Below are 25,109 nucleotides of genomic sequence, written 5' to 3' on the forward strand. Positions count from 1 at the left end.
TCAGGCTCCTTCAACTCGTAGGACGGACGTCACGGCGCCGACGAACCCGTGGGATTGGAGAGCGGTGACGGTGGCCGCCAGATCGGACTCTGCCGCGGCGTGCGTGCCGATGACCAGGGTAGCGGTCGGCTCGCGCCGCTCCGCACCGGCTCCGGCCTCGGCGAGCGGGTCGAGGACGGGCGGGGTCTGCACCAGGGTCTCGACCGAGACCCCGTGCTCAGCGAAGACACCGGCGATCTGGGCGAGGACGCCCGGGCGGTCGAGCACCTCGAGGGTGACCTGGTAGCGGGTGGTCACGTGCCCGATCGGCAGCACCGGGAGTCCCGAGCTGGCGCTGGTGACGAGGCCGGGGCCGCCGACGACGTGGCGGCGGGCGGCCGAGACGACGTCGCCCAGCACGGCCGAGGCGGTCTCGACGCCGCCGGCGCCCGCGCCGTAGAACATCAGGCTGCCGGCCGCCTCCGCCTCGACGAAGACGGCGTTGTTCGCCCCGTGCACGGCGGCGAGGGGGTGCGAGCGATGCACGAGCGCGGGGTAGACGCGCGCCGAGACGCCCTCCTCCCCCGTCTTCGCGTCGACGAGCCGCTCGCAGATCGCCAGCAGCTTGATCACGTAGCCCGAGGCGCGCGCCTGCTCGACCTGCTCCTGGGTCACGCCGGTGATGCCCTCGCGGTGCACGAGCGAGACCGGGACGTCGGTGTGGAAGGCGAGGCGCGCGAGGATCGCCGCCTTCTGCGCGGCGTCGTAGCCCTCGATGTCGGCAGTCGGGTCGGCCTCGGCGTAGCCGAGCTCGGTGGCCAGCGCGAGCGCCTCCTCGAGCGTGGCGTGCTCGGTGTCCATCCGGTCGAGGATGAAGTTGGTCGTGCCGTTGACGATGCCGAGGATGCGGTGCACGCGGTCGCCGGCGAGGCTGTCGCGCAACGGGCGGATGATCGGGATCGCCCCGGCCACCGCCGCCTCGTAGTTGAGCTGGGCGCCGACCTGGTCGGCGGCCTCGAACAGCTCGTTGCCGTGCGCGGCGAGCAGGGCCTTGTTGGCCGTGATCACGTCGGCACCGGAGGAGATGGCCTTCAGGATGTAGCTGCGCGCCGGCTCCAGGCCGCCGATCAGCTCGACCACGATGTCGGCGCCGAGGATCAGCGCCTCGGCGTCGGTGGTGAGGTACTCCCGGGGGATGTCCGCGGTGCGCGGCGCGTCGATGTCCCGGACGGCCACACCGGCGAGCTCCAGCGGCGCCCCCACGCGCTGGGCGAGCTCGTCGCCGTGGTCGAGCAGCAGGCGCGCGACCTGGGCACCGACGGACCCGGCGCCCAGCAGGGCGACGCGGAGGCTGCGGTACTCGATCATCGGAGGATGGCCTTTCGTTCGATGCCGGCATCGCGGCGCAGGAGGTCGTCCTCGGTCTCGCCGTGCACGATGACGCGCGCGACTCCGTCTCGCACGGCGACGACAGGGGGGCGGCCGAGGTAGTTGTAGTTGCTCGAGAGCGACCAGCAGTAGGCGCCGGTCGCGGCGACGGCGAGCAGGTCGCCGGGCCGGACGTCGGCGGGGAGGAAGTCGTCGTGGACGACGATGTCGCCGGACTCGCAGTGCTTGCCCGCCACGCGCACGAGCGCGGGCTCGGCGTCGGAGACGCGGCCGGCGATCCGGGCCGTGTAGTCGGCGCCGTAGAGCGCGGGCCGGGCGTTGTCGCTCATGCCGCCGTCGACGCTGACGTAGCGGCGCACGCCGTCCGTCCCCACGGCGACGTCCTTGATCGTGCCGACCTCGTAGAGGGTGAGCCCGGCGGGCCCGATCAGCGAGCGGCCCGGCTCGATCGCGATGTGCGGGACGGGGATCCCGCGGCTCGCGCACTGCTCGCCGACGGCGTCCGCGATCGCAGCGGCGATCTCGTCGATCGGCGTCGGGTCGTCGGCGCTCGTGTAGGCGATGCCGAACCCACCGCCGAGGTTGAGCTGCGGGACGGGACCGTCGGCGAGGAGCGCCGCGTGCACCGCGAGCAGGCGCGACGCCGACTCGGCGAAGCCCGCCGATCCGAAGATCTGCGAGCCGATGTGGCAGTGCAGACCGAGGAAGCGCAGGCTCGCGTGCGAGCGGATCCGCGCGACGGCGTCCGGGCAGTCCTCGAGCGTGATGCCGAACTTCTGGTCCTCGTGCGCGGTCGCGAGGAAGCTGTGGGTGTGCGCGTGCACGCCGCTGTTCACCCGCAGCCGGACCGGCTGGACGCGGCCGTGGCGCTCGGCGGCCGCAGCGACCCGCTCGATCTCGAGGACGCTGTCCAGGACGATCGCGCCGATGCCGACCTCGACCGCCCGGTCGATCTCGGCGAGCGACTTGTTGTTGCCGTGCAGGCCCATGTGCTCGGCCTCGACACCAGCGGCGAGCGCGACCGCGAGCTCTCCCCCGCTGCACGTGTCGATGTTCAGCCCCTCGGAGCGCATCCAGCGCGCGACCTCGGTGGAGAGGAACGCCTTCCCGGCGTAGTAGACGGTGACGCCGGTGCCGATCCGGCCGAGCTCGCGCTCGAAGGCCTCCCGCGTCGCGACGGCGCGGCGACGGGCGTCGTCCTCGTCGACCACGTAGAGCGGGGTGCCGAACCGCGCCGCCAGCTCGGTCGCCGCGACGCCGGCAACCTCGAGACCGCCGTCCGGCGCGCGGACGACGCCGTCGGACCAGACGCCGTCGGCGAGCGCGTTCGCGTCGTCGGGCTCGTGCAGCCAGTCCGGTGCGAGGGGATGACGGGGGGCGCGGACGGGGGCGTCGGCGTGTTCCACGGGTGAGACCTCACAGAAGAGAGTGGGAGCGTCACTGCGTGGCGAGCGAGTCCGGATTGACCCCTGAAGCCAGCAAGATCCTTGAGAGTGCTGTCGATGAGCGTGCGCTCAGTGCGCTCCCAGCGGGGAGCACGGGCACAGGGCTCCGATCCTACCGGTCGAGCGCCGCGGGTCCGTGTCGCATCAGGAGCAGACGCCGGTCTCCTGCTGGGCGGGATCGCTGAGGAACGTCGGGGACAGGTCGAACGAGGCGTCGAGCGAGTCGGCCCGCACGGTGACGCCGGTGAGCGCGAGCCCCGTCGGCAGGGCGTCGGCGATGCAGACGGACCGGGCGGCGAGCAGGCCCTCCGCCACGGAGCCGAAGCGGTCCTCGACGTCGGCGGCGCTGATCGTCGTGCCGCCCGCCGTCACCTCGGACGGAGTCAGCTCGATCGCGCCGTCGGCCGCGCCCAGCTCGATGCCGACGCCCGCGGCGAGGGTGAGCCCGAGGACCTCGACCGAGGTGTTCACGCGCACCAGCGGCGGATCGAGGGTCACGCCGTCGATGGGCACCTCGCTCCGAGCGGCGACGAGCGTCTCGACCGAGTCCGGGTCGAGCGCGACGGTCGCGCGTCCCGCCTCGATCGCGCCGCTCCCGCTCGCCGGGACGCCCTCGAGGGTCGCATCGACGTCGCCGTTCAGATCGCCGAACGCGACGTCGGCGCTGCGGACGTCCAGCCGGTCGAGCGTGCCGCCGATCAGCTGCGGCAGCACCGCCCAGCCGGCGACCTCGACCTCGACGGGGTGGTCGGCGGGGAGGGACAGCGCCTCCCGGATGCTGGACGCGGCGGTGTCTGCGACGGCGCGACGCGCGAGCACGTCCCCGACGACGGCCGCCACGGCCAAGAGGAGGACGAGCACGATCACGACGATCGTCACGCGGCGCCCTCGGCGCGGCGCGGCGCCGGTGGCGGTCACATCCGGTCCGGAGCGGTGACGCCGAGCATCGTGAGCCCGTTGCGCAGAACCTGCGCGGTCGCCTCGTTGAGGCGCAGGCGGGTCGAGTGGACCGCCTCGATCGGGTCGTCGCCCTGCGGCACGACCCGGCAGTTGTCGTACCAGCGGTGGTAGAGGCCGGCGATCTCCTCGAGGTAGCGGGCGACGCGGTGCGGCTCACGCAGCTCGGCGGCGAGGGCGACGATCCGCGGGAACTCCTGCAGACCGCCGAGCAGCGCCGACTCGCTCGGGTGCACGAGCGTCTCGGGCGCGAACGGCTCGCGCGGCACTCCCGAGGCCTCCGCCTTCGCCGCGACCTGGCGGGTGCGGGCGTGCGCGTACTGCACGTAGTAGACCGGGTTGTCGTTGCTGCGCTTGGTGAGCAGGTCGAGGTCGATGTCGAGCGAGGAGTCGGCGGAGGAGCGCACGAGCGAGTAGCGCGCCGCATCGACGCCGACGGCCTCGACGAGGTCCTCCATCGTCACGACGGTGCCGGCGCGCTTGGACATCCGCACGGCCTGGCCGTCGCGGAGCAGGTTGACGAGCTGCCCGATCAGGATCTCGAGGTTGACGCCCGGGGTGTCGCCGAAGGCCGCGCACATCGCCATCATCCGGCCGATGTAGCCGTGGTGGTCGGCCCCCAGCATGATGATCGCCCGGTCGAAGCCGCGCTCGCGCTTGTCGAGGTAGTAGGCGAGGTCGCCCGCGATGTAGGCCGCCTCGCCGTCGCTCTTGATGATGACGCGGTCGCGGTCGTCGCCGAAGTCCGTGGTGCGCAGCCAGGTCGCGCCGTCGGCCTCGTAGATGTGGCCGAGACCGCGGAGGCGCTCGATCGCCCGCTCGACGGCGCGCGACTCGTGCAGGGAGTTCTCGTGGAAGTAGACGTCGAAGTCGACGCCGAACTCGTGCAGGCTCTGCTTGATCTCGCCGAACATCAGGTCGACGCCGATCGAGCGGAAGGTCTCGTCCAGCTCCGCCTCGGGCAGGACCGAGAGATCGCCCGGGTAGGCGGCGACGACCCGGTCGGCGATGTCGGCGATGTAGGCGCCGCCGTAGCCGTCCTCGGGGGTCGGCTCGCCGCGGTAGGCGGCCAGGACGCTCCGGGTGAAGCGGTCGATCTGCGCCCCGTGGTCGTTGAAGTAGTACTCGCGGGTCACCTCGGCGCCCTGAGCGATCAGCACGCGCGCCAGGCTGTCGCCGACGGCCGCCCAGCGGGTGCCGCCGATGTGGATCGGACCGGTGGGGTTGGCCGAGACGAACTCGAGGTTCATCCGCACTCCGGAGTAGACGGAGCCGGTGCCGTAGGCCTCGCCGGCGTCGACGATGGTGCCGGCGAGCGCGCCCGCGGCGGCCGCGTCGAGGCGTACGTTGAGGAATCCGGGGCCCGCGACCTCGACGGAGGCCACGCCGTCGACCGCGCCGAGTCCCTCGGCGAGCTCGGTGGCGAGCTCGCGCGGGTTCGCTCCGGCCTTCTTCGCGATCTTCATCGCGATGTTCGAGGCCCAGTCGCCGTGGTCGCGGTTCTTGGGGCGCTCGAGCACCACGTCGGCGAGCGCGACCTCGGCGTCGCTCCCTCGTCGCTGCACGGCGTCGAGGACGAGGGCGTGCAGGGAGGCGGCGAGCTGTTCGGGAGTCACGGGGAGCGATTCTACCGGCCGGTCCGCGCACCCACGGCGAGCGCCCGGCTCCCCGCGGCCCGCGATTGCTAGGGTGCCCCGCATGCGCCGCCCCGCCGCCCTCGCTCTCCTCGTCGTCGTCTCGGCCCTCGCCGGCTGCGCGCCCGCCGCGGACCCGGCGCCGAGCGCGAGCGACGCCGCCGTCACCGGGACTCCCGTGCCCGCAACCTGCGAGGAGCTCGTCCCCTCCTCCGCGCTGACCGGCCTGTGGGCGGACTTCACGCCCAGCGACGCCGTGGAGCCGACCGCGGTCTCCACCGAGATCGCCTCCTACGACGGCCTCGTCTGCGGCTGGGCCGACCCCGAGGGCGCCGACTTCCAGCTGGCGGTCGCGCAGCTGGAGCCGGCCGTCATCGAGGCGCTCAAGAACGAGTTCTTCACGACGAGCGAGGCCGTGCCCACCTACGGCAGGCCGCCGGAGATCGAGGGCTACTACGAGGTCGCCGACGGGCGCGGCGTCGCGGACGCCTTCATCGGCGACTACTGGCTCGAGGCGTCGAGCGCGTCGTTCGTGGAGCCGGGCGACCCCGAGCCGCTCGTGCGCGCGGCGCTCGCCGCCCTCGCCGGCTGACGCTCGCCGCTCGGACGGCGCCGTCCGCTCCGACGACGATGCTCAGCCGACGCCGCTCAGCCCAGGCGGACCGGCGAGACGTGGTCGTCCTCGATGACCTCGTCGCAGCTCGCCTCGACGCTCATCGTCTCGAGGCGCAGATCGGTGAGGTAGCTGCTGAGGAACGCCGTGTCCGCGGTGTCCCGGCCGGAGGAGATGCGGAGCATCGACGGGCGCGGAGCGAGCCGGGTCGCATCGACCGCGTGCCAGGCTCCGTCGACCCAGGCCTCGGAGACGGCGTGGAAGTCGCGCGGCTCGAGGCCGGGCGCGTAGACGGCGGTGACCCGCGCCGGGATGTCGAGCGCGCGGAGCAGCCCCACGACCGTGTGCGCGAAGTCGCGGCAGACACCCTGACCGCTCTCGATCACCTGCGCCGCTCCCCCGGTGGCGATTGTGGAGCCGTAGACGTAGGAGAGGTGGGAGTGCACCCACTCCTCGACAGCGGTGAGCGCCTCGAAGCCCTTCGCCCGCCCGAACTCACGGCGGGCGATTCCGCCGAGCGCGTCGGTCTCCGCGTAGCGGCTCGGTCGGAGGTACTCGACCAGCTCGAGCTCGCTCGGCTCGTCGGGGGTGCCGCGGCCCGAGACCCGCCCGCGGTACTCCACCTGCATCGCGCCGGCGTTCGCCGCCACGCGGTGCACGCGGGCGCCGTGCCGGGCCGGGAACTCGCGCACCGGAATGGGCTCGCCGTCCAGCGTGACGGCGAAGGAGTCCTCGAACGAGTCGCCCGTCGGCGTCGCCGCCACCAGGAAGACGAGGTCGGTCGGACCGTTCAGTCGCAGGCCCAGCGAGGCGGAGACGGTGCGCAGCATGCCCCCATCGTGGCACGGCCGCACGGCCCGCCAGAGCGTCCGGGGAGGCGCACCCCGGGTGCTAATGTTGACAGGCACTCCTGGCCCCCATAGCTCAGGGGATAGAGCACTGCCCTCCGGAGGCAGGGGCGTAGGTTCGAATCCTACTGGGGGCACCATCTCCGAAGGCCCGGGACGACGCTGCGAAGCGCTGCCCGGGCCTTCGTCGTTCCGGACGGCTCCAGCCGCGGCGGCGCCTAGCCCCGGTTCGACCGCGAGGCGGGACGCGCCGGCTCGGCCGGCTCCGCCGTGGCGTAGAGGCCACCGGCTGAATTGGCCAGATCGGTGAGCTCCGCGATCCACGCCGGGTTGATGCGCGGCATCCGACCGCCGAAGTAGGTGAAGCGGAGGGACAGAGCGGGGTGCAGCCAGATCGCGTTGCGGCCGTCGCCCGCGCCGGGATCGTTCCGCCAGCTCAGCAGGAACGCCTCGCTGCGGCGGAGCTTCGCGACGATCACGATCTGCAGATGGGCGAGCACGCGGTCCTCGACGTCGATCTCGGCGGACTCGTCGTAGTACAGCTTCCCCATCGGCCTCTCCCGCTAGCTCTCGGCCGACGTGCCGCCTGCCCCCCACCACTATTCAATGCGCGCCAGTGCCCATTTCTGGGGAACGCCGAATCGAGGGTGGCAGTGGTACGGGCGTCGCTGCATTCCTCCGGAATCGTGATCGGGAAGGGCCTCAGAGGCCGGCGGGGCACCGCCGGGCCGTCGGGCAGCCAGAGCCCAGGAGCACCTTCGATCCTTCTCCGCTCAGAGTCCCGCGCGATCACCGCTCCGGTCGAGCGGAGGCACTTCGTCCTTGCGCCCTGCCCTTCCACGCCCGTCGCTCTCGAGACGCTTGCGAAGTCGCGCGGCAGGTTGCTCGACAGCCCGGAAGATCAGCTCGGCCAGCGCGATCGTCAGTGCCAGCGAGACGATGTCGACCAGCGGAGCCACGGGAACGATCTCTGCGACGAGGCCGAGGACGAGCCTGTGCACCAGGTAGATCGAGAACGAAAGCACACCCAGGCGCACCGCGACGGGGTGATTGAGCACTCGACCGATCACCGAATCAGGGCGCGTGATGATCAGCCAGAAGATCGGGACGAGGCAGGCGTACTGGATCGAATGGCGAACGTGAGTCTCAGCGAATCGGGGAGGACGGCGGTCACCGCGAAGACGACGACAGCGATCGGCGCGAGCACTTTGCCCATCGTGTCGGCTCGGAGTCCGAACGGCGGACGATCCCCCAGCGCCGGATTCCAAGCAAGGGCGAGAGCCGCGCCGAGGATGAGCCCGTCGAAGCGGGTATCGGTGGAGACGTAGAGGCGGAAGAAGCTCGCGTCGAGCACGAAGAAGAGCACCACGCGCCAGACCAGGACAGCGACCGCTGCGGCGATCAGGACGAACGCGATACGCCGATAGGTGAGCCGCCTCCACAGCAGGAGGATGAGGGCGGCGGGAAAGATCAGATAGAAGTGCTCCTCGACAGCGAGCGACCACAGCATGCTCGACTCCGGGGGAAGTCCGTCGCGACCGGCGACGACGAGGTAGTAGTTCGTGTAGTTGAAGACCTCGGCCAGCACACCCCACCCGGTCGTGGTGGCCGGCAGCAGTCCAGCGGCACCGACCATGACGCAGAGGACGATGGCGATCAGCGCCGGCGGCGTGATGCGGAGCAGCCGCCGGAGGTAGAACCGGGACAGCGCGATCCGACCCGTCCGCTCGCGTTCGCGTCGCAGGAGCGTGGTGATCAGGTAGCCGCTGAGGAAGAAGAAGACCGTGACCCCGACATGACCGGGCCAGAGGCCGGGAGCGGTCGCTCCATGACCCACGAAGACGATCAGCACCGCTATCGCGCGGACTCCATCGAGAGATGGGATCGAGAACGTTCCGTGCACTCGTGTGGCAGTCATGGCCCCCCCCCGGCTTCGACCGCGACATTAGCGCGTGAAGCGCGCCTCCAGCGCGCACAGCGACCCGGATCAGGTCGACGATCGATGCGATCGACCGTCTCCGACTCCCCCACTCCTCGGGGCGCGACCGAGGCCCGCGGCCCTCACGTCATGTTCTGGGCAGAGGCAGGCGACGCCGACACGACGTCGGCGGGCACCTCAGTCGTAGTAGTGCACGATCCGAGCATGCTCGGGCGAGCACGTGGTCGACCGCGACCGCGCCGGAGCCGTGCGGCAGTACTCGCAGCGGCGGATTCCGGGCATCTCGTCCTCCGCGGAAGAGGGCGACGCGACCGGCATCGCCTTCTCACCCGCAGCCACCCTCTCGGGTCGCTCGTGCAGCAGGGAACGTCCTGCGATCAGGGCAGAGTCCCTCCACAGGAGGAACGGTCTTCTGGAGATGTTCATGAGCATCAGGGCACCGTAACCATGCGACTTTTCGGGTCGTCGCATATCGACTGCGACGTTCGGGTCGTCGCATATTGACGTACTCTACGGCCCCCATCCGGGTCTCAACAGAGCAAAATCCCGTGCAGAAGCTGGCAAGTGCGGCCCCTCCTGCATCGTTCTTCCGCGGGGATGCCCCCACTCCGTCCGGAGGTCGACGTCCTGCGCGGCGCAGGCGCGGTTCCTGAGAGCGGCGTCGTAGGGTGAGCGCGTGAAGATCCTTGTCGTCGAAGACGATCCAGCCATGGGCGAAGCGCTCGTGGGCGGCCTAGAAGACGCCGGCTACGAGGCGGTGCTGACCACGAACGGCATCGATGCGCTCGTCGCGTTCAGCAACGCCGAGTTCTCCGCCGCGATCGTCGACGTGATGCTCCCCGCGATGTCGGGCTTCGAGATCTGCCGGCGCATCCGCGAGCTCGGCCGCTCGACCCCGATCCTGCTGCTCACGGCGCGCGACTCCGTCGAGGACCGCGTGTTCGGCCTGGACGCGGGTGCGGACGACTACCTGACGAAGCCGTTCGCCTTCACCGAGCTGAACGCGCGACTGCGCGCGCTGCTGCGCCGCAGCCCCTCGCTGATGTCCACCTCGATCGAGGTCGGCCGCATCACCGTCGACGGCTCGAGTATCCGCCGCACCGCGGACAGCACCCGCATCCACGTCAGCCCGAAGGAGCTCGAGCTGCTGAAGCTGCTGATCTCGCCGGTCGGCTCCGTGGTCACCCGCCAGCGCATCCTCTCCGAGATCTGGGGCGGCGGCGAGATCGTCGACAACAACATCGTCGACCAGTACGTGAGCTACCTCCGCAAGAAGCTGCCCGCCGAGGACACCGGCGTGAGCATCGTCACCGTGCGCGGCAAGGGCTACTTCCTCCGCCCGGTCGAGTAGCCGCGTGGCCGCCTCGAGGCCGCTCGCCGCGGCGCGCGCCGCGACGCGGCGGACGGGAGCCCTGTCCATCCGCGCCAGGATCACGATCGGCTCGGTCGCGGTCGCGACGGTGCTCTTCGCCCTCGCGGCGATGCTCTTCTACCAGGTCGTCTCGGGCATCGTCGAGCGCAGCGAGCGGACCATCCTGGTCTCCATCGAGGACGAGATCCGGCGCGACATCGCCGTCGGCGACGTGCCGCGGGTCCGGGACTCCTCCACAGGGCAGCTCTACCTCGCGATCACCCCCGACGGCGTGGTCGAGGCGACCACCATGCCGACCGAGGTGCGGCGCTCCGTCCAGGCCGAGCTGCGCGATCATCCGGCGGACGCCGTCCCCCGCTACACCGAGGTCGCGACGGGCACCACCCGCTACCTCGTGCGCGTCGTCGCGGTGGAGGGCGAGGAGGGCACCTGGAGCGTCGCGACGGCCCGCGACCAGGCGGCGTCGCAGCTGGTGCTCGACGACTTCGCGCACGTGCTCGTCTACGCCGCGATCTTCCTCGTCGTCACCTTCGGCCTGGCCTCCTGGATCCTCACCGGCGCCGCCCTCGCACCCGTCCGGCGGATGCGGGCGCGGGCGGACCAGATCGCGGCCGCTCCCACCCCGGGCGACCAGCTGCCGGTCGTCGGCACGCGCGACGAGATCGACGAGCTCGCCCAGACGCTCAACGCGTTCCTCGCCAAGCAGTCGGCCTCCGTCGCTCGCGAGAAGCAGATGGTCTCGGATGCGAGCCACGAGCTCCGGACACCCCTCGCCGCGCTCTCGGCGCAGCTCGAGATCGCGCACCACCGCGTCGAGGACCCGGTCGCCGTCGACCGCGTCATCCTCGACGCGCAGAAGAGCGTCGACCGCCTCGTCCGCCTCGCCTCGGCGCTCCTGGACATCTCCCGCATCGAGAGCCGCTCGGCCAGGCCCGCCTCGCCCTTCGCCGAGCTCGTCGACGAGCTGGTCGGGGCGGTCGACCGCACTCGGCTGCTCGCGGCGGAGTCGGACGTCGAGATCGACTACGAGATCGACGAGCGGGAGCCGGCGCGCCTCTACGCCGTGGCGACCCAGGACTTCGGCCGGGTGATCGACAACCTGGTCCGCAACGCGATCCAGGCGATCGGGCACGGCGGGACGATCGTCGCGTCGCTCGGCCAGAAGGACGGCCGGCTGCTGCTTACCGTCTCCGACGACGGTCCGGGCATGCCGGCCGACTTCATCCCGGTCGCCTTCGACCGCTTCTCGCGCCCGGACGACTCCCGCACGATCGCCTCGGGCGGCAGCGGCCTCGGCCTCGCCCTCGTGCACACCACGGTGCTCTCGGGCGGGGGCACCGTCGCGCTGTCGAACCGGGACCCGCGCGGTCTCGCGGTCGACATCGTCCTTCCGCCGGTGGGGTCCGCGGCCCGCTGAGACCGCTGCACGCTCCCTCGAGGGCGCGGCGGGAACGACGAAGGCCCCCGGACTCCTCCGGGGGCCTTCGTGGCGATCAGCGCCGTTCGTCCTCGGGACGCACCGGCACCGGCTCCGCGTTCGCGGGCGGCGGTGACCAGACCGGGGCCTCCTGCTCGGCGGGGGTGCCGTCGAGGAGGTTGCGCGCCCGGTTCACCACCTCGGGGTCGACGAGCACGGAGTAGCTCGTGGCGATCACCTGCATCGTCGAGGTGAAGTCGCGGCGGCGACGGTTGACCGCGTAGGAGGCGAGGCCGAAGAGCATGCCGAAGCCGGCACCGAGCAGGACGGCGGCGATGAGGAACGACAACTCGGTCGACGGCGAGAAGATGATGAGCAGCAGCCCGAGGAAGACACCGAGCCATGCGCCGGAGGCGGCACCGGCGAGGGCGACGCGCCCCCAGGTGAGCTTGCCGGTGACGCGCTCGACGCTCTTCAGCTCGTTGCCGATGATGGCCAGCTGCTTGACGGGGAAGTCCGCCCGGGCGAGCACGTCGACGGCGCTCTGCGCCTTCTCGTAGGTGTCGAAGGTGGCGAGGATCTCGCCGCGCGGGATCGTCGGGGAGACGGCGCCCCGGCGGTTGTTCATGGGCATCTGCTGAGTCACACCTTGAGAGTGTCACAGCCGACTTGGAGCCTTCTGGGCGCGGATCGAGAGCTTCCCGAGCGCCGGCCGGGAGCGGCGGGGGTCGTGCTCGGGTTCCGCGAGGGCGGCCGGGTCTAGGTTGGTAGCCGTGAGTTCCGCCAGAGTCTTCGTAGCGCGCTTGGCCGGCTGCAGCGTCTTCGACCCGGCGGGCGATCGCGTCGGCAAGGTCCGAGACGTGCTGCTCGTGCACCGTCAGAACGACGCGCCGCGCGTGGTCGGGCTGGTCGTCGAGATCCCCGGCCGGCGCCGGGTGTTCGTCTCGATCGGCCGGGTGACGAGCATCGGCAGCGGGCAGATCATCACGACCGGTCTGATCAACGTGCGCCGCTTCGAGCAGCGCGGCGGCGAGGTCCGCGTGATCGCCGAGCTCCTCGGCCGGCGGATGAGCTTCGTCGACGGCTCGGGGGACGCGATCGTCGAGGACGTCGCGATCGAGGAGGTCGGGCCGGGCGAGTGGGAGCTCGCGCAGCTCTTCGTGCGCCGCCCCAAGACCAGCCCCTCCCCCTTCGCGAAGGGCGCCACGACCTTCGCCGGCTGGCGCGAGGTGCGCGAGAGCGTCTCCACCGAGGCCCAGTCGGCCGAGCAGTACGTGGCGAGCCTCTCCGAGCTCAAGCCCGCCGACCTCGCCAGCACCCTGCTCGACCTGCCGCAGCAGCGGATGCTCGAGGTCGCCGGCGAGCTCTCGGACGACCGTCTCGCCGACGTCCTCGAGGAGATGCCCGAGAGCGAGCAGGTCGAGATCCTCGGCCGCCTCGACGACGACCGCGCCGCCGACGTCCTCGACCAGATGCAGCCGGACGACGCGGCCGACCTGATCGCGCAGCTCTCCGACGAGCGCGGCGAGGCCCTGCTCGAGCTGATGGAGCCGGAGGAGGCGGACGACGTCCGCATGCTCCTCTCCTACGCACCCGAGTCCGCGGGTGGACTGATGACGACCGAGCCGATCATCGTCTCGTCCGAGGCGACCGTGGCCGAGGGACTCGCGATGATCCGCCGGCACGAGCTGGCCCCGGCGCTCGGCGCCGCGGTCTGCGTGACCCTTCCCCCGTACGAGCCGCCGACCGGCCGCTTCCTCGGCATGGTGCACTTCCAGCGGATGCTCCGCTACCCGCCGCACGAGCGCCTCGGCACCCTGCTCGATCAGAGCCTGGACCCGATCACCCCGGACACCTCCGCCGCCGAGGTCGCCCGCATCCTCGCGAGCTACAACCTGGTCTCGGTGCCCGTCGTGGACGAGTCGCACCGCCTGGTCGGCGTCGTCACGATCGACGACGTGCTCGACTACCTCCTCCCCGACGACTGGCGCAGCCACGACGGTGACGACGAACCCCGGACGCCCGTGCGCACGGCGACGCAGGGCATACCGGTCGTCCCGCCCGCCGCGGCGGCAGCGGCGAGGGGCAGATTCATCGCAGGACGACGAGGACGGAGGGGTGCGCGTGGCTAGGGACACCAAGCAGGACAGGCGCCTCGACGCCCCGAAGGGTCTGCGCACCCGGGTGCTCCCCCGGCGCAACCGGCAGAGCAGCGACCGCTTCGGCCGTCTGACCGAGTCGTTCGCGCGCGGCATGGGCACGCCCTGGTTCCTCGTCGGCATGACGATCTTCTGCGTGTTCTGGCTGCTCTTCAACACCTACGGCCCCGAGGACGCGCGGTTCGACTCGCAGGCCCTCGGCTTCACCGTGCTCACGCTGATCCTCTCGCTGCAGGCCTCCTACGCGGCTCCCCTGCTGCTGCTCGCGCAGAACCGCCAGGACGACCGCGACCGCGTGCAGATCGAGCAGGACCGCCAGCGCGCCGAGCGCAACCTCGCCGACACGGAGTACCTCGCCCGCGAGGTCGTCGCCCTCCGCCTGGCGATCCGCGACATGGCGAGCAAGGACTTCATCCGCTCCGAGCTGCGCAGCCTCGTGGAGGAGCTGGAGAAGGACCGGGCGGAGTCGATCGCGGCCGAGCGGCGCGATGGCTGACGCCGCGCTCGGTGCGGAGGAGTCCGCCGCTCTCGAGAGCGCGGTGCTCGCGGCCCTCGCGCGGGTCGTCGATCCCGAGATCCGGAAGCCCATCACCGAGCTCGACATGGTCGACTCGGTCACGGTCGGCGCAGACGGCGCGGTGCGCGTCGCGATCCGGCTGACGATCGTCGGCTGCCCTGCGGCATCGGCGATCGAGCGCGATGTGCGGGCGGCCGCCGAGTCGGCCGCCGGGGTCGGCGCGGTGCAGGTCGACGTCGGAGTGATGACGCCGGCCCAGCGCACGGCGCTGACCGAGCGGCTGCGCGGCGGTCGGCGAGAGATGCCCTTCGGTCCGGACTCGCTGACCCGCGTCTACGCGGTGACGAGCGGCAAGGGCGGGGTCGGAAAGTCGACGGTGACGGCGAATCTCGCGGTAGCGCTCGCTCGGCGCGGGCTCGCGGTGGGCCTCGTCGACGCGGACGTGCACGGCTTCTCGATCCCGGGTCTGCTGGGCCTCATGCACGACGGACGGGTCGCCGGGCCGACGCGCGTCGGCGAGCTGATGCTCCCCCCGGTCGCACACGGCGTGAAGGTGATCTCGATCGGCATGTTCCTCGAGGGCGACACCCGCGGAGCGGCCGTCTCGTGGCGCGGGCCGATGCTGCACCGGACGATCTCGCAGTTCCTCACCGACGTCTACTTCGGCGACCTGGACGTGCTGCTGCTCGATCTGCCGCCGGGCACCGGCGACGTCGCGATCTCCATCGGCCAGCTGCTGCCGCACGCCGAGGTGCTGATCGTGACGACTCCGCAGCCGGCGGCGGCCGACGTGGCGGAGCGCAGCGGTGCGCTCGCCCGGCAGTCGGGTCAGCGCATCGTCGGCGTGGTCGAGAACATGTCCGGGCTGCCGCAGCCCGACGGGTCGGTGCTGGACCTCTTCGGCAGCGGCGGCGGCGCCGAGGTGGCGCGCCGGCTCAGCGCGAGCGGTGAGGACGTGCCGCTGCTCGCGTCGCTCCCGATCAGCGTGGCGCTGCGCGCGGGCGGCGACGACGGGCTGCCGGTCGTCATCGGCGACCCGGAGGATCCCGCGGCCGTGGCGATCACGGAACTGGCCCGGACCCTCGCGTCGCGGCCGCGCGGCCTGACCGGCCGTCGGCTGCCGATGTCGGTCGGCTGAGACCCGACACTCGAGCATGGCGGGTCTCGATACGCCCGCTCCGCGGGCTGCTCGACCAGCATGACTCGGGCAGCGTGAGTCTCGAAACGCCCGCTCCGCGGGCTACTCGACCAGCATGACTCGGGCAGCGTGAGTCTCGATACGCCCGCTCCGCGGGCTGCTCGACCAGCATGCAGACCGGCACGCGGAAGGCAGCCGCCGCCGCTTTCGACATGCTCGCCGCACTCATGCTGGTCGAGTAGCCCCGCAGGGGCGTATCGAGACCCACCGTCGACGGCACGCGTGACGTCGTCCGCTCGGTCGACCCGGGAGGGCGCGGGTCAGGTCGCTTCGAGGTCGATGGGCGGCGGCGCCACCGTGGAGAGCTCGCCGGCGCCGGCCGAGCGCTTCATCGTCGTGTAGTAGCTGTCCGCGGTCGACGCGGCGCCGCCCGCGGTCACGGGCGCGGAGACCGCCGAGGGCGGCTTCACCGTGGGAGCGGGCTCGTCCTCGAGCAGGGCGTCCCGGATGATCCGCCGCGGGTCGTACTGCCGCGGATCGAGCTTGCGCCAGTCGACCTCGTCGAACTCGTCACCCATCTCGTCCTTCACGCGCTCGCGCGCCTGCGTGGCGAATCCGCGGACCTTTCGCACCAGCGCAGCGAGCTGCGAGGCGTAGTAGGGGAGGCGGTCAGGGCCCAGCACGAAGACGGCGATGACTCCGATGATGAGGAGCTTGTCGAACGTCAAACCGAACACGGGACAACACTAACCCGCCGCGCCTGCGCCGACGACCGCGCGCGCCCCCGTACCCTGGCGATGCACGGGCGCGATCCGCCCGCCGCGACCACCACCAGAGGAGTGCACCCGTGTCCGACAAGGATGCCAACTGGAAGTACGCCGAGGACGCCGTCGTCGAGCCCGAGGCGATCGCCTCCGCCCGCCGACTCGCCGTCGAGCTGGGCATCGACGCCATCGCGCCCTCGATCGGCGCGCAGGCCGCGCTCGTCGCCGCCGCAGCGCGCGCAACCTCGATCATCGAGATCGGCACCGGGACGGGCGTGAGCGGGCTCTGGCTCCTCGACGGCGCCCCCGAGGCGATGCTCACCTCGATCGACTCGGAGGCCGTGCACCAGCAGCACGCCCGCGCCCAGTTCCACGAGGCCGGCATCTCGCCGAACCGCCTGCGCCTCATCCCGGGGCGCGCCCTCGAGGTGCTCCCCCGGATGAACGAGAACTCCTACGACATCGTCTTCGTCGACGGCGATCCGCTCCAGGTCATCGAGAACGTCGAGCACGCGCTGCGCCTCGTGCGCCCCCGCGGCACCGTGCTCGTCCCGCACGCGCTCTGGCGCGGCCGCGTCTCGAACCCCGCGCAGCGCGACGAGATCGCGTCCGCCTTCCGCACCCTCGTCGCGGAGATCTGCGGCTCCCCCGCGGTGGTCAGCGTCCTCTCGCCGATCGGCGACGGCCTGCTGCAGGCCAACAAGCGCCGCGCCTGACCCGGCGCGCGTTCCCCTCGCCCGGGAACGAGGGAACGCCCGCCGCATCGGATGCGGCGGGCGTTCTCGACGGTGCTGGGTGGGTCAGGCTGGAGTGACCACCGACGCGAGAGCGTCGTGCAGTTCTTTCGCCTCTGCATCGTTGACCGAGACGACGAGGCGTCCGCCGCCTTCGAGCGGAACGCGCACGACGATGAGTCGCCCCTCCTTAACAGCCTCCATCGGTCCGTCTCCGGTCCTCGGCTTCATGGCCGCCATAGAGTTCCCCTTTCGTGACGTATCCGTCTATTATCGTGCATCCGCGCCTGGGACGAAATCGGCGGTCTCACGCGGTACGTCGGCACGAGAACGCGGACCGGATCACGGCGGAGTCCAGTCGTAGCCGTCGACGGCCCAGCCGATGCTGATCCAGACGATCTGACCCACGATCGAGACCGCGACGAGCGTCACCCGGAACAGCGGCGAACGCGGAACCGCCAGCGCCCCGACCAGCGGGAAGAGCGGTCCGAGCAGGCGGAACGTGCTCGACTGCGGGAAGAAGAACGCGAAGAGGTAGACGCCGTATCCGGCGATCCACGCGCGGCTGAAGAGGTCGAGCCGCCGCGTCCAGGGCGAGACGAGGATCCCGACGAACAGCAGCACCAGCACGACCACGATCGCGATGCCGACCATCGGGGCGCCGAACCACCAGCCGCCCCACCACGCGCCGCCCTGGAACCACGAGGTGAAGGGGAAGAGCTCCTGGTAGCCGATGTAGGACGAGCGCCAGGCCAGCTCGGTGTCGGTGTAGGCCGTCGGGGAGCCGGTGACAGCCCAGGCGACCGCCGGCCAGAGGAAGCCGACGACGAGGCCCCAGACCGTGAGAGCGACGGCGGGCACGGCGTCGGCCCGCAGGAACGGCTCCTTCGCGCGCCGGACGACGCGGTAGACGACGTAGAGGCCCATCGCCGCCGCGAAGGCGAGCCCGCTCGGACGCGTCAGCCCGAGCACGAGGACGACGGGGAAGACCCAGGCGAAGCGGCGCCGCACCAGCAGGAGCAGGACGATCGCGGTGAGCATCATCGCCATCGACTCGGCGTAGGCGATCTGGAGCATCGGCGAGGTCGGCGCGACGCAGAAGAAGAGGACGGCCACGAGGGACTGCGCCTCGCTCAGCGAGTGCCGCATCAGCCGGTAGAGGACGAGGCAGGCGACCGCGCCGCAGATCACGGAGACGGCGACGCCCGCCGTCGCCCAGCCGAGCCCGGTGAGCAGCATCACCAGCCGGACGACCACAGGGTAGAGCGGCATGAACGCCCAGGCGTTCTCGCCGATCTCGCCTGCCTCGGTCACGGGCAGCTCGGTCGGATAGCCGGCGGTCGCGATGATCTGGTACCAGCGCCCGTCCCACATCGCGGCGAAGTCGGCGTAGGCGGGCGACGGACCGGTCCAGGAGTTCGCCTCCTGGTTCGCCGCGAACTGCAGCATGATCACGGTCGTCACGAGCCGGGTCAGCAGGAAGACCGCGAGGACGCGCGCCCACCAGGGGACGAGCCGGAGCTGCGCGCGTCGGCGAGCCGGCGCCCGCCCTGTCGCGAGCGCGCTCACGCCGACGCGCTCAGCCAGCGGCGGAGGCCGTCGGCGCAGGCCGTGATCTCGTGCACGGCGACGCGCTCGTCGTCCGCGTGCGCCGTCAGCGGGTCGCCGGGGCCGTAGTTCACGGCGGGGATGCCCATCGCCGAGAACCGCGCGACGTCGGTCCAGCCGTACTTGGGCTTCGCCTCCGCGCCGACCGCGGCGATGAACGCCTGCGCCAGCGGAGCGTCGAGCCCGGGGCGCGCGCCCTCGGCCAGATCGACCACCTCGACCTCGAAGCCCTCGAACAGCTCGCGGAGGTGAGCGACCGCCTCCTCGCCGCTCCGGTTCGGCGCGAAGCGGTAGTTAACGTGCACGGTGCAGAGGTCGGGGATGACGTTGCCCGCCACTCCCCCGCTGATGCGGACCGCGTTGACGCCCTCGCGGTAGACGAGACCCTCGATCTCGACCTCGCGGGGCTCGTAGGCCGCGAGCCGGTCGAGGATCGGGGCGGCGGCGTGGACGGCGTTCTCGCCGACCCAGCTGCGGGCGGAGTGCGCGCGGACGCCGCGGGTGATGACGTCGACGCGCAGCGTCCCGTTGCAGCCGCCCTCGACCTCGCCCCGCGTCGGCTCGCCGAGGACGGCGAAGTCGGCGGCGAAGACGTCGGGGCGGTGCCGGGAGAGGCGGCCGAGGCCGTTGAGGTCGGACGCAACCTCCTCGTTGTCGTACCAGATCCAGGTGATGTCGACGACGGGATCCACGAGCTCGGCCGCGAGGACGAGCTGGACCGCGACGCCGGCCTTCATGTCGGTGGTGCCGCGGCCGACGAGGTGCTCGACGCCGTCGACGACCTCCTCGCGCACGGGCAGGTTGTCGTTGATCGGCACGGTGTCGAGGTGGCCCGCGATCACCACGCGCTGCGCGCGGCCGAGGTTCGTCCGGGCGACGACGGTGTGGCCGTCGCGGAGGACCTCGAGGTGCGGGTACTGCTCGAGCGCCAGCTGGACCGCGTCCGCGAGTGCCAGCTCGTCCCCGGAGACGGAGGGGACGTCGCAGATCACCCGGGTCAGGGCGATCGGATCGGAGCGCAGATCGAGGGGCGCGACGGGCGCCGGGGCGGAGGTCGGAACGGCCATGCGCCCAGGGTACCGGCCGGATCCGGCGCGCTAGCCTGGGCGCATGAGCCCCCAGAACACCGACGACTCCGCCGTGCCCGCGCCCGCCTCCGCCTGGGGATACGGACTCGCGACGATCGCCTCGGACGGCACGGTCCTCGACACCTGGTTCCCCGAGCCGCGGCTGGGCACGATCCCCGAGGGACGCGACCCGTGGATCGTGCCGGCGGACATCGAGGAGCAGGCGGGCGAGGACCCCCGGCGCGAGGTGCGGATCGACGTGGTGACGCTGCAGATCGACCTGCAGACCGCGCCGGCCTCGACCTCGGACGCGTACCTGCGGCTGCACCTGCTCTCGCACCTGCTCGTGCAGCCCAACACCGTCAACCTCGACGGGATCTTCGCGCACCTGCCGAACGTGGTGTGGACCAACGCGGGCCCGGTGGCGCCCGACTCGTTCACCCGCCTCCGCCCGTCACTCCGTCGCCACGGCATCCAGGCCGCGGGGATCGACAAGTTCCCGCGGCTGACCGACTACGTGACGCCGGCGAAGGTGCGCATCGCGGACACCTCGCGGGTGCGCCTGGGGGCGCACCTCGCTCCCGGGACGACGGTGATGCACGAGGGATTCGTGAACTTCAACGCGGGCACGCTCGGCAGCTCAATGGTCGAGGGGCGGATCTCGCAGGGTGTCATCGTCGGCGACGGCTCGGACATCGGCGGCGGCGCCTCGATCATGGGAACTCTGTCCGGCGGTGGCGTGCAGCGCGTGTCGATCGGCGCGCGAGCGCTGCTCGGGGCGAACTCGGGCATCGGGATCTCGATCGGGGACGACACTGTCGTCGAGGCCGGGCTGTACGTCACGGCGGGGACGAAGGTCGTCGTGGTCGGCGGGGCTCCCCGCGCCGACGGACGTCCGCAGACGGTCAAGGCGGTCGAGCTGTCGGGCGTGCCGAACCTGCTCTTCCGCCGGAACTCGCTCACCGGCGCGGTCGAGGTGCTCCCCCGCACGGGCGCGGGCATCGAGCTGAACACGGCGCTGCACGCCTGAGGCGGGCGGGTCTCGATACGCCCGCTGCGCGGGCTGCTCGACCAGCATGGGGCGCCCCCTACGCGGGCTGCTCGACCAGCACGGCGAGCGGCCGCGGCGGCACATGCTGGTCGAGTAGCCGCGGTACGCGGCGTATCGAGACCTGCCCGACGACGGACGCGGGGTCTCGATACGCCCGCGGCGCGGGCTACTCGACCAGCATGACGCGGCGCATCGAGACCGCCCGGCGTCAGTGGCCGGTGGGCCAGTGGCGCTCGGGGGCGCCCGTGTAGAGCTGCTGCGGGCGGCCGATCTTGGTCTGCTTGTCGGTGTTCATCTCGCGCCAGTGCGCGATCCAGCCGGGCAGGCGGCCGATCGCGAAGAGGACGGTGAACATCCGCGTCGGGAAGCCCATCGCCTTGTAGATGACGCCGGTGTAGAAGTCGACGTTCGGGTAGAGGCGGCGCTCCTTGAAGTAGTCGTCCTCCAGCGCGAGCGCCTCGAGCTCCATCGCGATGTCGAGCAGCGGGTCCTTGACGCCGAGCGCCTGCAGGACCTCGGACGCGCTCTCCTTCACGAGCTTCGCGCGGGGGTCGTAGTTCTTGTACACCCGGTGGCCGAAGCCCATCAGGCGGACGCCCTCCTCCTTGTTCTTCACCCGCTCGACGAAGGTCTGCACGCTCTCGCCGGACTCGCGGATGCGGCCGAGCATCGTCAGCACGGCCTCGTTCGCGCCGCCGTGCAGCGGGCCGAAGAGGGCGTTGATGCCCGCCGAGACGGAGGCGTAGAGGTTGGCCTCGGTCGAGCCGACCAGGCGGACCGTGGAGGTCGAGGCGTTCTGCTCGTGGTCCTCGTGCAGGATCAGCAGGCGGTCGAGCGCCTTCGAGAGCACCGGGTCGACCTCGAACGGCTCGGCCATCGTGCCGAAGTTCAGGCGGAGGAAGTTGTCGACGAAGCTCAGCGAGTTGTCCGGGTAGAGGAACGCCTGGCCGATCGACTTCTTGTGCGCGTAGGCCGCCATCACCGGCAGCTTCGCCAGCAGGCGGATGGTGGTGAGCTCGACCGCCTCCGGGTCCTTCGGGTTCGAGCTGTCCTCGTAGTAGGTCGAGAGGGCCGAGACGCCGGCAGCGAGCACCGACATCGGGTGCGCGCTGTGCGGCAGGGCGTCGAAGAAGCGCTTGAGGTCCTCGTGCAGCAGCGTGTGCCGGCGGATGCGCTCGTCGAAGCCCGCGAGCTCGTCCGCGGTGGGCAGCTCGCCGTAGATCAGCAGCCAGGCCACCTCGAGGTACGTCGCGTTCGTCGCGACCTCCTCGATCGGGTAGCCGCGGTAGCGCAGGATCCCCTGGTCGCCGTCGATGTAGGTGATGCTCGACTTGGTGGCGGCTGTGTTGACGAAGCCGTAGTCGAGGGACATCAGACCGGTCTGCTTCGACAGCGTGGAGAAGTCGATGCTCGAGGAGCCGTCGACGCTGCGCAGCACCGGGAACTCGGCGGTGCGCTCACCGAACGTGAGCGTCACCTTCTCGGGCAGGACCTCGGCCGCGGCCGGCGCACTCTCCGTGGCGGGCTCGGGTGTCTCCACCGTCGCGGTTCCGTCGCTCTGCGTGCCGGATTCGGTCACAACGCCTCCCAGGTCATCGGTCGCACCCGGGTGCGCTCGCGCGGAGCGGGCGGCGCCGGGGGCTGGAACTGTCCGGAATCCAGGGCCGTTTGTGGCGACGCTGACCGAACCCCATACAGCCTATGGGCAAAGCTCGGGCACTGTGACACCGCCCAGTGCTCGCCCCGGTCCGTTGTGGAGATCCTTCAGGATCCGGGCCCGACGAGGGTCAGAGTCCGCCGGCCAGGCGCTCGGCGGCGGCCGCGATGCGCTCGTCGGTCGCCGTCAGGGAGAGCCGGACGTGCTCGGTGAAGTGGTCGCCGTAGAAGACGCCGGGGCCCGCGAGGACGCCCAGGCGCGCGAGACGGTCGATCGACTCCCAGGCCGGCCGGCCCTCCGTCGCCCAGAGGTAGAGACCCGCCTCGCTGCGGTCGACGCGGAAGCCGGCGGCCTCGAGAGCCGGGCGCAGGAGATCGCGGCGGGCGCGGTAGCGCTCCTTCTGCTCGGCCACGTGGTCGTCGTCGCCGAGCGCGACGACCATCGCCTCCTGCAGCGGCGCGGGGACGATCATCCCCGCGTGCTTGCGCACCGTCACGAGCCGGGCGATCAGCGCGCTGTCGCCCGCGACGAAGGCCGCCCGGTAGCCCGCCAGGTTGGACTGCTTGCTCAGGGAGTAGACGCCGAGGACGCCGCGGCGGTCCTCGCCGACCACGCGCGGGTCGAGGACGCTCGGGATCGGCTCGTCGGCCCAGCGGCCGTCCCAGCCGAGCTCCGCGTAGCACTCGTCGCCCGCGACGACCGCGCCGAGCTCGCGCGCCCGCTCGACCGCGCGCCGCAGCGCCTCGACATCGAGGACGGCGCCGTCCGGATTGCCGGGAGAGTTCAGCCAGACCAGCCGGGTCTCGGCCGGCCACTCGTCCGGATCGTCGGAGGCCAGCACGGACGCGCCGGCGATCGCGGCGCCCATCGCGTAGGTCGGGTAGGCCGCGCGCGGGTGCACGACGACGTCGCCCTCGCCGAGGCCGAGCAGGAACGGGAGCCAGGCGACGAGCTCCTTGGAGCCGATCGTGGGCAGCACCTCGTCGGCACCGAGACCCGGGACTCCCCGCCGGCGCGCGTACCAGGCGGCGATCGCCTCGCGGAGGGCCGGGGTGCCGACGGTGGTCGGGTAGGAGTGAGCGTCCGTCGCGCGGGCGAGGGCCTCGCGGATCGGCGCGGGCGTCGGGTCGACCGGGGAGCCGATGGAGAGATCGACGATGCCGCCGGGGTGCGCGGAGGCGACCCGGGTGGCGGGGCCCATCAGGTCCCAGGGGTAGTCCGGCAGCGGTCCGAGAGCCACGGACGCGCGCTCAGTGGCTCTGCGGAGGGAGGACGGCGATGACCGGGTGGTCCTTCGCGATCACTCCGACCTTCGCGGCGCCGCCGGGCGAGCCGATCTCGTCGAAGAACTCGACGTTGGCCTTGTAGTAGTCGGACCACTCCTCGGGGAGGTCGTCCTCGTAGTAGATGGCCTCGACGGGGCAGACCGGCTCGCAGGCCCCGCAGTCGACGCACTCGTCGGGGTGGATGTAGAGCGAGCGCTCGCCTTCGTAGATGCAGTCGACCGGGCATTCGTCGATGCAGGCGCGGTCTTTGACATCGACGCACGGAAGTGCGATCACGTAGGTCACGGTCGTGGACGTCCCTTCGAACAGTGGTCTCTATCGTACGGGGAGCGGCGGGGCCTCGCTGTCAGCCGCCTGAGCCGCCGCGGCCGGGCGCGGCAGGGTGCGCACCCGGGGCCAGGCGATCACCACGAGGGCGATCAGCGCGGGCGCGAAGGTCCAGACGACGCCGAGGCCGTTGGCCGGGACGAGCACCGATCCGCCGGTGCTGCGGAGCGCGAGCAGCCCGATGGCGCCGAGCAGGCCCATCGCGGTGCAGAAGGCGACGAAGCGGTCGACCATCACGAGGCGGAGCCCGAGCAGCAGCAGGAGGACGGCGGCGAGCGAGACGGCCAGTCCGACGGGGAGGACGGCGTCGCCGACGGTGACCGTGCCCTGGTGCGCGACCGTGGTGATCGCGCCGACGACGGCGCCGGTGAGGACGGAGAGCACGCCGGAGACGACGCGCGTGGCGAGGTCGGGCCGCTCCTCCGCGACCGGCTCCGGCGGCGTCGGCGCCCCCTCGGGGCGGAAGCGCTCGACGCGGCCGATCGCGAACGGCGGACCGCTGGAGAGCCGGGCCTCGTCGCCCTCGACGACGATCTGGGTGCGGTGCGCCTCGAGTGCGGCGCGCTTCCTGGCGTGGTCCTCGTCGTCGAGCTCGATCACCACGTCGCCCGGCTCGGCGGCGGCCGCCTCCGGCAGCACCGCGAGGAAGCGGAGGCCGAGGCGCTCGGCGGCCGTCGAGGCGACGAGTGCGGCCCGGATGTGGTCCGGGTGGCCGTAGCCGCCGCCGGTGTCGTAGGAGAGGACGAGCGTCGCGCGGGTCTGGACGAGCACGGCGACGAGATCGGCGATCGCCTCCTCCTCCGGTGCCCAGGTGAAGGAGCGGGGATCGGCCGGCTCGAGCGGGACGGGGACGCGGCCGGGACCCCACTGCATGCCGGAGTCGCGGTAGATCCGCGGCGCGAGGCCCGCGGCACGGGCGGCGGGGTCGCCGAGGAAGCGGTGGTCGGCGACGCCGAGCGCGGTGAGGGCGACGACGAGCTCGGTGGTGCGGTGCGCGGCGAGCTCGTCCGAGCCCTCGAGGTGCGCGAGATCCGTCGGGATGACCTCGCCGCACTCGCCACGGGTGGCGGTGACGACGGTGACCGCGGCGCCGTCGGCGACCAGCCGGGCGAGCGTTCCGCCCATGGTGATCGACTCGTCGTCGGGATGGGCGTGGACCGCCACGACCCGCTCGTCGGCGCCGTCTCGCTTCGCGTCCACTCTCCGCC

Annotated in this window: 25 protein-coding genes and 1 tRNA gene; 9 read left to right on the plus strand and 17 right to left on the minus strand. The window is 71.9% G+C overall.

All coding sequences use genetic code 11. The features are described 5' to 3' along the window. The 4 genes from HQQ82_RS04105 to argS form a co-directional block, all read right to left on the minus strand. Positions 1 to 1,347, minus strand: coding sequence for a homoserine dehydrogenase (locus tag HQQ82_RS04105; RefSeq protein WP_173231774.1), 1,347 nt, complete (start codon positions 1,345 to 1,347; stop codon positions 1 to 3). Beyond that, positions 1,344 to 2,774: a diaminopimelate decarboxylase gene (gene lysA / locus HQQ82_RS04110; protein WP_173231775.1), complete on the minus strand. Its 1,431-nt coding sequence runs from the start codon at positions 2,772 to 2,774 to the stop codon at positions 1,344 to 1,346. The genes HQQ82_RS04105 and lysA overlap by 4 nt, the downstream gene beginning before the upstream one ends. A 183-nt stretch (positions 2,775 to 2,957) precedes the next feature. Continuing rightward, positions 2,958 to 3,692 (minus strand): DUF2993 domain-containing protein, encoded by a 735-nt coding sequence (locus HQQ82_RS04115; RefSeq protein ID WP_173231776.1) that lies wholly within the window; start codon positions 3,690 to 3,692, stop codon positions 2,958 to 2,960. A gap of 35 nt (positions 3,693 to 3,727) precedes the next feature. Then, complete coding sequence (gene argS / locus HQQ82_RS04120; RefSeq protein WP_367947803.1) at positions 3,728 to 5,386, minus strand: arginine--tRNA ligase; 1,659 nt, start codon at positions 5,384 to 5,386, stop codon at positions 3,728 to 3,730. An 82-nt stretch (positions 5,387 to 5,468) separates the two neighbouring features. Here argS and HQQ82_RS04125 point away from each other — a divergent pair, with 82 nt between their 5' ends. After that, positions 5,469 to 5,996: a hypothetical protein gene (locus HQQ82_RS04125; protein ID WP_173231778.1), complete on the plus strand. Its 528-nt coding sequence runs from the start codon at positions 5,469 to 5,471 to the stop codon at positions 5,994 to 5,996. A 56-nt stretch (positions 5,997 to 6,052) separates the two neighbouring features. Here HQQ82_RS04125 and HQQ82_RS04130 read toward each other — a convergent pair whose 3' ends face one another. Further along, the gene (locus HQQ82_RS04130; protein ID WP_173231779.1) at positions 6,053 to 6,847 is read right to left on the minus strand and encodes a transglutaminase family protein; all 795 of its coding nucleotides are present in this window, start codon (positions 6,845 to 6,847) and stop codon (positions 6,053 to 6,055) included. Positions 6,848 to 6,930: 83 nt separating this feature from the next. Here HQQ82_RS04130 and HQQ82_RS04135 point away from each other — a divergent pair. Beyond that, positions 6,931 to 7,005, plus strand: a tRNA-Arg gene (locus HQQ82_RS04135). 78 nt (positions 7,006 to 7,083) lie between these two features. On the opposite strand, the gene HQQ82_RS04140 is transcribed toward HQQ82_RS04135, so the two are convergent. From HQQ82_RS04140 to HQQ82_RS04150, 3 genes are all read right to left on the minus strand, one after another. Further along, on the minus strand, positions 7,084 to 7,416 hold the full coding sequence (locus HQQ82_RS04140) for an ATP-dependent DNA ligase (protein WP_173231780.1): 333 nt from the start codon (positions 7,414 to 7,416) through the stop codon (positions 7,084 to 7,086). A gap of 222 nt (positions 7,417 to 7,638) precedes the next feature. Further along, on the minus strand, positions 7,639 to 7,923 hold the full coding sequence (locus HQQ82_RS04145; protein ID WP_173231781.1) for an acyltransferase: 285 nt from the start codon (positions 7,921 to 7,923) through the stop codon (positions 7,639 to 7,641). A gap of 32 nt (positions 7,924 to 7,955) precedes the next feature. Continuing rightward, complete coding sequence (locus HQQ82_RS04150) at positions 7,956 to 8,783, minus strand: acyltransferase (protein WP_301952379.1); 828 nt, start codon at positions 8,781 to 8,783, stop codon at positions 7,956 to 7,958. Positions 8,784 to 9,480: 697 nt separating this feature from the next. Here HQQ82_RS04150 and HQQ82_RS20515 point away from each other — a divergent pair. After that, positions 9,481 to 10,155 carry a response regulator transcription factor gene (locus tag HQQ82_RS20515; protein ID WP_367947804.1) on the plus strand — a complete coding sequence of 225 codons (675 nt, stop codon included), beginning with the start codon at positions 9,481 to 9,483 and terminating at the stop codon, positions 10,153 to 10,155. A gap of 4 nt (positions 10,156 to 10,159) precedes the next feature. Further along, complete coding sequence (locus HQQ82_RS19775; RefSeq protein ID WP_173231784.1) at positions 10,160 to 11,593, plus strand: HAMP domain-containing sensor histidine kinase; 1,434 nt, start codon at positions 10,160 to 10,162, stop codon at positions 11,591 to 11,593. 76 nt (positions 11,594 to 11,669) lie between these two features. On the opposite strand, the gene HQQ82_RS04165 is transcribed toward HQQ82_RS19775, so the two are convergent. Further along, a complete protein-coding gene (locus HQQ82_RS04165) occupies positions 11,670 to 12,221 on the minus strand; it encodes a general stress protein (protein WP_173231785.1) in 552 nt (183 codons plus the stop codon). Positions 12,222 to 12,366: 145 nt separating this feature from the next. Here HQQ82_RS04165 and HQQ82_RS04170 point away from each other — a divergent pair, with 145 nt between their 5' ends. From HQQ82_RS04170 to HQQ82_RS04180, 3 genes are read left to right on the plus strand one after another with little or no spacing between them, the layout of a single operon-like run. Then, positions 12,367 to 13,725, plus strand: coding sequence for a CBS domain-containing protein (locus HQQ82_RS04170; RefSeq protein ID WP_173231786.1), 1,359 nt, complete (start codon positions 12,367 to 12,369; stop codon positions 13,723 to 13,725). Next, a complete protein-coding gene (locus HQQ82_RS04175; protein ID WP_173231787.1) occupies positions 13,718 to 14,248 on the plus strand; it encodes a DUF1003 domain-containing protein in 531 nt (176 codons plus the stop codon). The genes HQQ82_RS04170 and HQQ82_RS04175 overlap by 8 nt, the downstream gene beginning before the upstream one ends. Further along, a complete protein-coding gene (locus tag HQQ82_RS04180) occupies positions 14,241 to 15,407 on the plus strand; it encodes an Mrp/NBP35 family ATP-binding protein (protein ID WP_173231788.1) in 1,167 nt (388 codons plus the stop codon). The genes HQQ82_RS04175 and HQQ82_RS04180 overlap by 8 nt, the downstream gene beginning before the upstream one ends. Before the next feature lie 320 nt (positions 15,408 to 15,727). Here HQQ82_RS04180 and HQQ82_RS04185 read toward each other — a convergent pair whose 3' ends face one another. Next, positions 15,728 to 16,144, minus strand: a complete 417-nt coding sequence (locus HQQ82_RS04185) for a Sec-independent protein translocase TatB (RefSeq protein ID WP_173231789.1) — start codon at positions 16,142 to 16,144, stop codon at positions 15,728 to 15,730. A gap of 110 nt (positions 16,145 to 16,254) precedes the next feature. On the opposite strand from HQQ82_RS04185, the gene HQQ82_RS04190 reads away from it, so the two are divergent. Continuing rightward, positions 16,255 to 16,887, plus strand: coding sequence for a class I SAM-dependent methyltransferase (locus HQQ82_RS04190; protein ID WP_173231790.1), 633 nt, complete (start codon positions 16,255 to 16,257; stop codon positions 16,885 to 16,887). A gap of 84 nt (positions 16,888 to 16,971) precedes the next feature. Here the strand turns inward: HQQ82_RS04190 and HQQ82_RS04195 are convergent, their stop codons facing one another. The 3 genes from HQQ82_RS04195 to dapE all read right to left on the minus strand — a co-directional run bounded on the left by HQQ82_RS04195 (position 16,972) and on the right by dapE (position 19,580). Continuing rightward, entirely contained in the window at positions 16,972 to 17,145 is a 174-nt protein-coding gene (locus HQQ82_RS04195; RefSeq protein ID WP_077221916.1) for a DUF3117 domain-containing protein, read from the minus strand. Between the two features lie 102 nt (positions 17,146 to 17,247). Beyond that, entirely contained in the window at positions 17,248 to 18,474 is a 1,227-nt protein-coding gene (locus HQQ82_RS04200; protein ID WP_367947805.1) for a hypothetical protein, read from the minus strand. Further along, positions 18,471 to 19,580, minus strand: coding sequence for a succinyl-diaminopimelate desuccinylase (dapE, locus tag HQQ82_RS04205; protein ID WP_173231791.1), 1,110 nt, complete (start codon positions 19,578 to 19,580; stop codon positions 18,471 to 18,473). Before dapE ends, HQQ82_RS04200 begins: the two co-directional genes overlap by 4 nt. A 43-nt stretch (positions 19,581 to 19,623) precedes the next feature. On the opposite strand from dapE, the gene dapD reads away from it, so the two are divergent. Then, positions 19,624 to 20,610: a 2,3,4,5-tetrahydropyridine-2,6-dicarboxylate N-succinyltransferase gene (dapD, locus tag HQQ82_RS04210; protein WP_173231792.1), complete on the plus strand. Its 987-nt coding sequence runs from the start codon at positions 19,624 to 19,626 to the stop codon at positions 20,608 to 20,610. Positions 20,611 to 20,839: 229 nt separating this feature from the next. Here the strand turns inward: dapD and HQQ82_RS04215 are convergent, their stop codons facing one another. From HQQ82_RS04215 to HQQ82_RS04230, 4 genes are all read right to left on the minus strand, one after another. Further along, the gene (locus HQQ82_RS04215; RefSeq protein WP_173232322.1) at positions 20,840 to 22,120 is read right to left on the minus strand and encodes a citrate synthase; all 1,281 of its coding nucleotides are present in this window, start codon (positions 22,118 to 22,120) and stop codon (positions 20,840 to 20,842) included. A 298-nt stretch (positions 22,121 to 22,418) separates the two neighbouring features. After that, a complete protein-coding gene (gene dapC, locus HQQ82_RS04220) occupies positions 22,419 to 23,528 on the minus strand; it encodes a succinyldiaminopimelate transaminase (RefSeq protein WP_173231793.1) in 1,110 nt (369 codons plus the stop codon). Positions 23,529 to 23,538: 10 nt separating this feature from the next. Continuing rightward, positions 23,539 to 23,859, minus strand: coding sequence for a ferredoxin (gene fdxA / locus HQQ82_RS04225; RefSeq protein ID WP_085475430.1), 321 nt, complete (start codon positions 23,857 to 23,859; stop codon positions 23,539 to 23,541). Between the two features lie 30 nt (positions 23,860 to 23,889). Then, positions 23,890 to 25,101, minus strand: a complete 1,212-nt coding sequence (locus HQQ82_RS04230; RefSeq protein ID WP_173231794.1) for a PIG-L family deacetylase — start codon at positions 25,099 to 25,101, stop codon at positions 23,890 to 23,892. Positions 25,102 to 25,109: the final 8 nt, after the last annotated feature.

The organism is Rathayibacter sp. VKM Ac-2856 (assembly GCF_013205055.1).
Lineage (GTDB): Bacteria > Actinomycetota > Actinomycetes > Actinomycetales > Microbacteriaceae > Rathayibacter.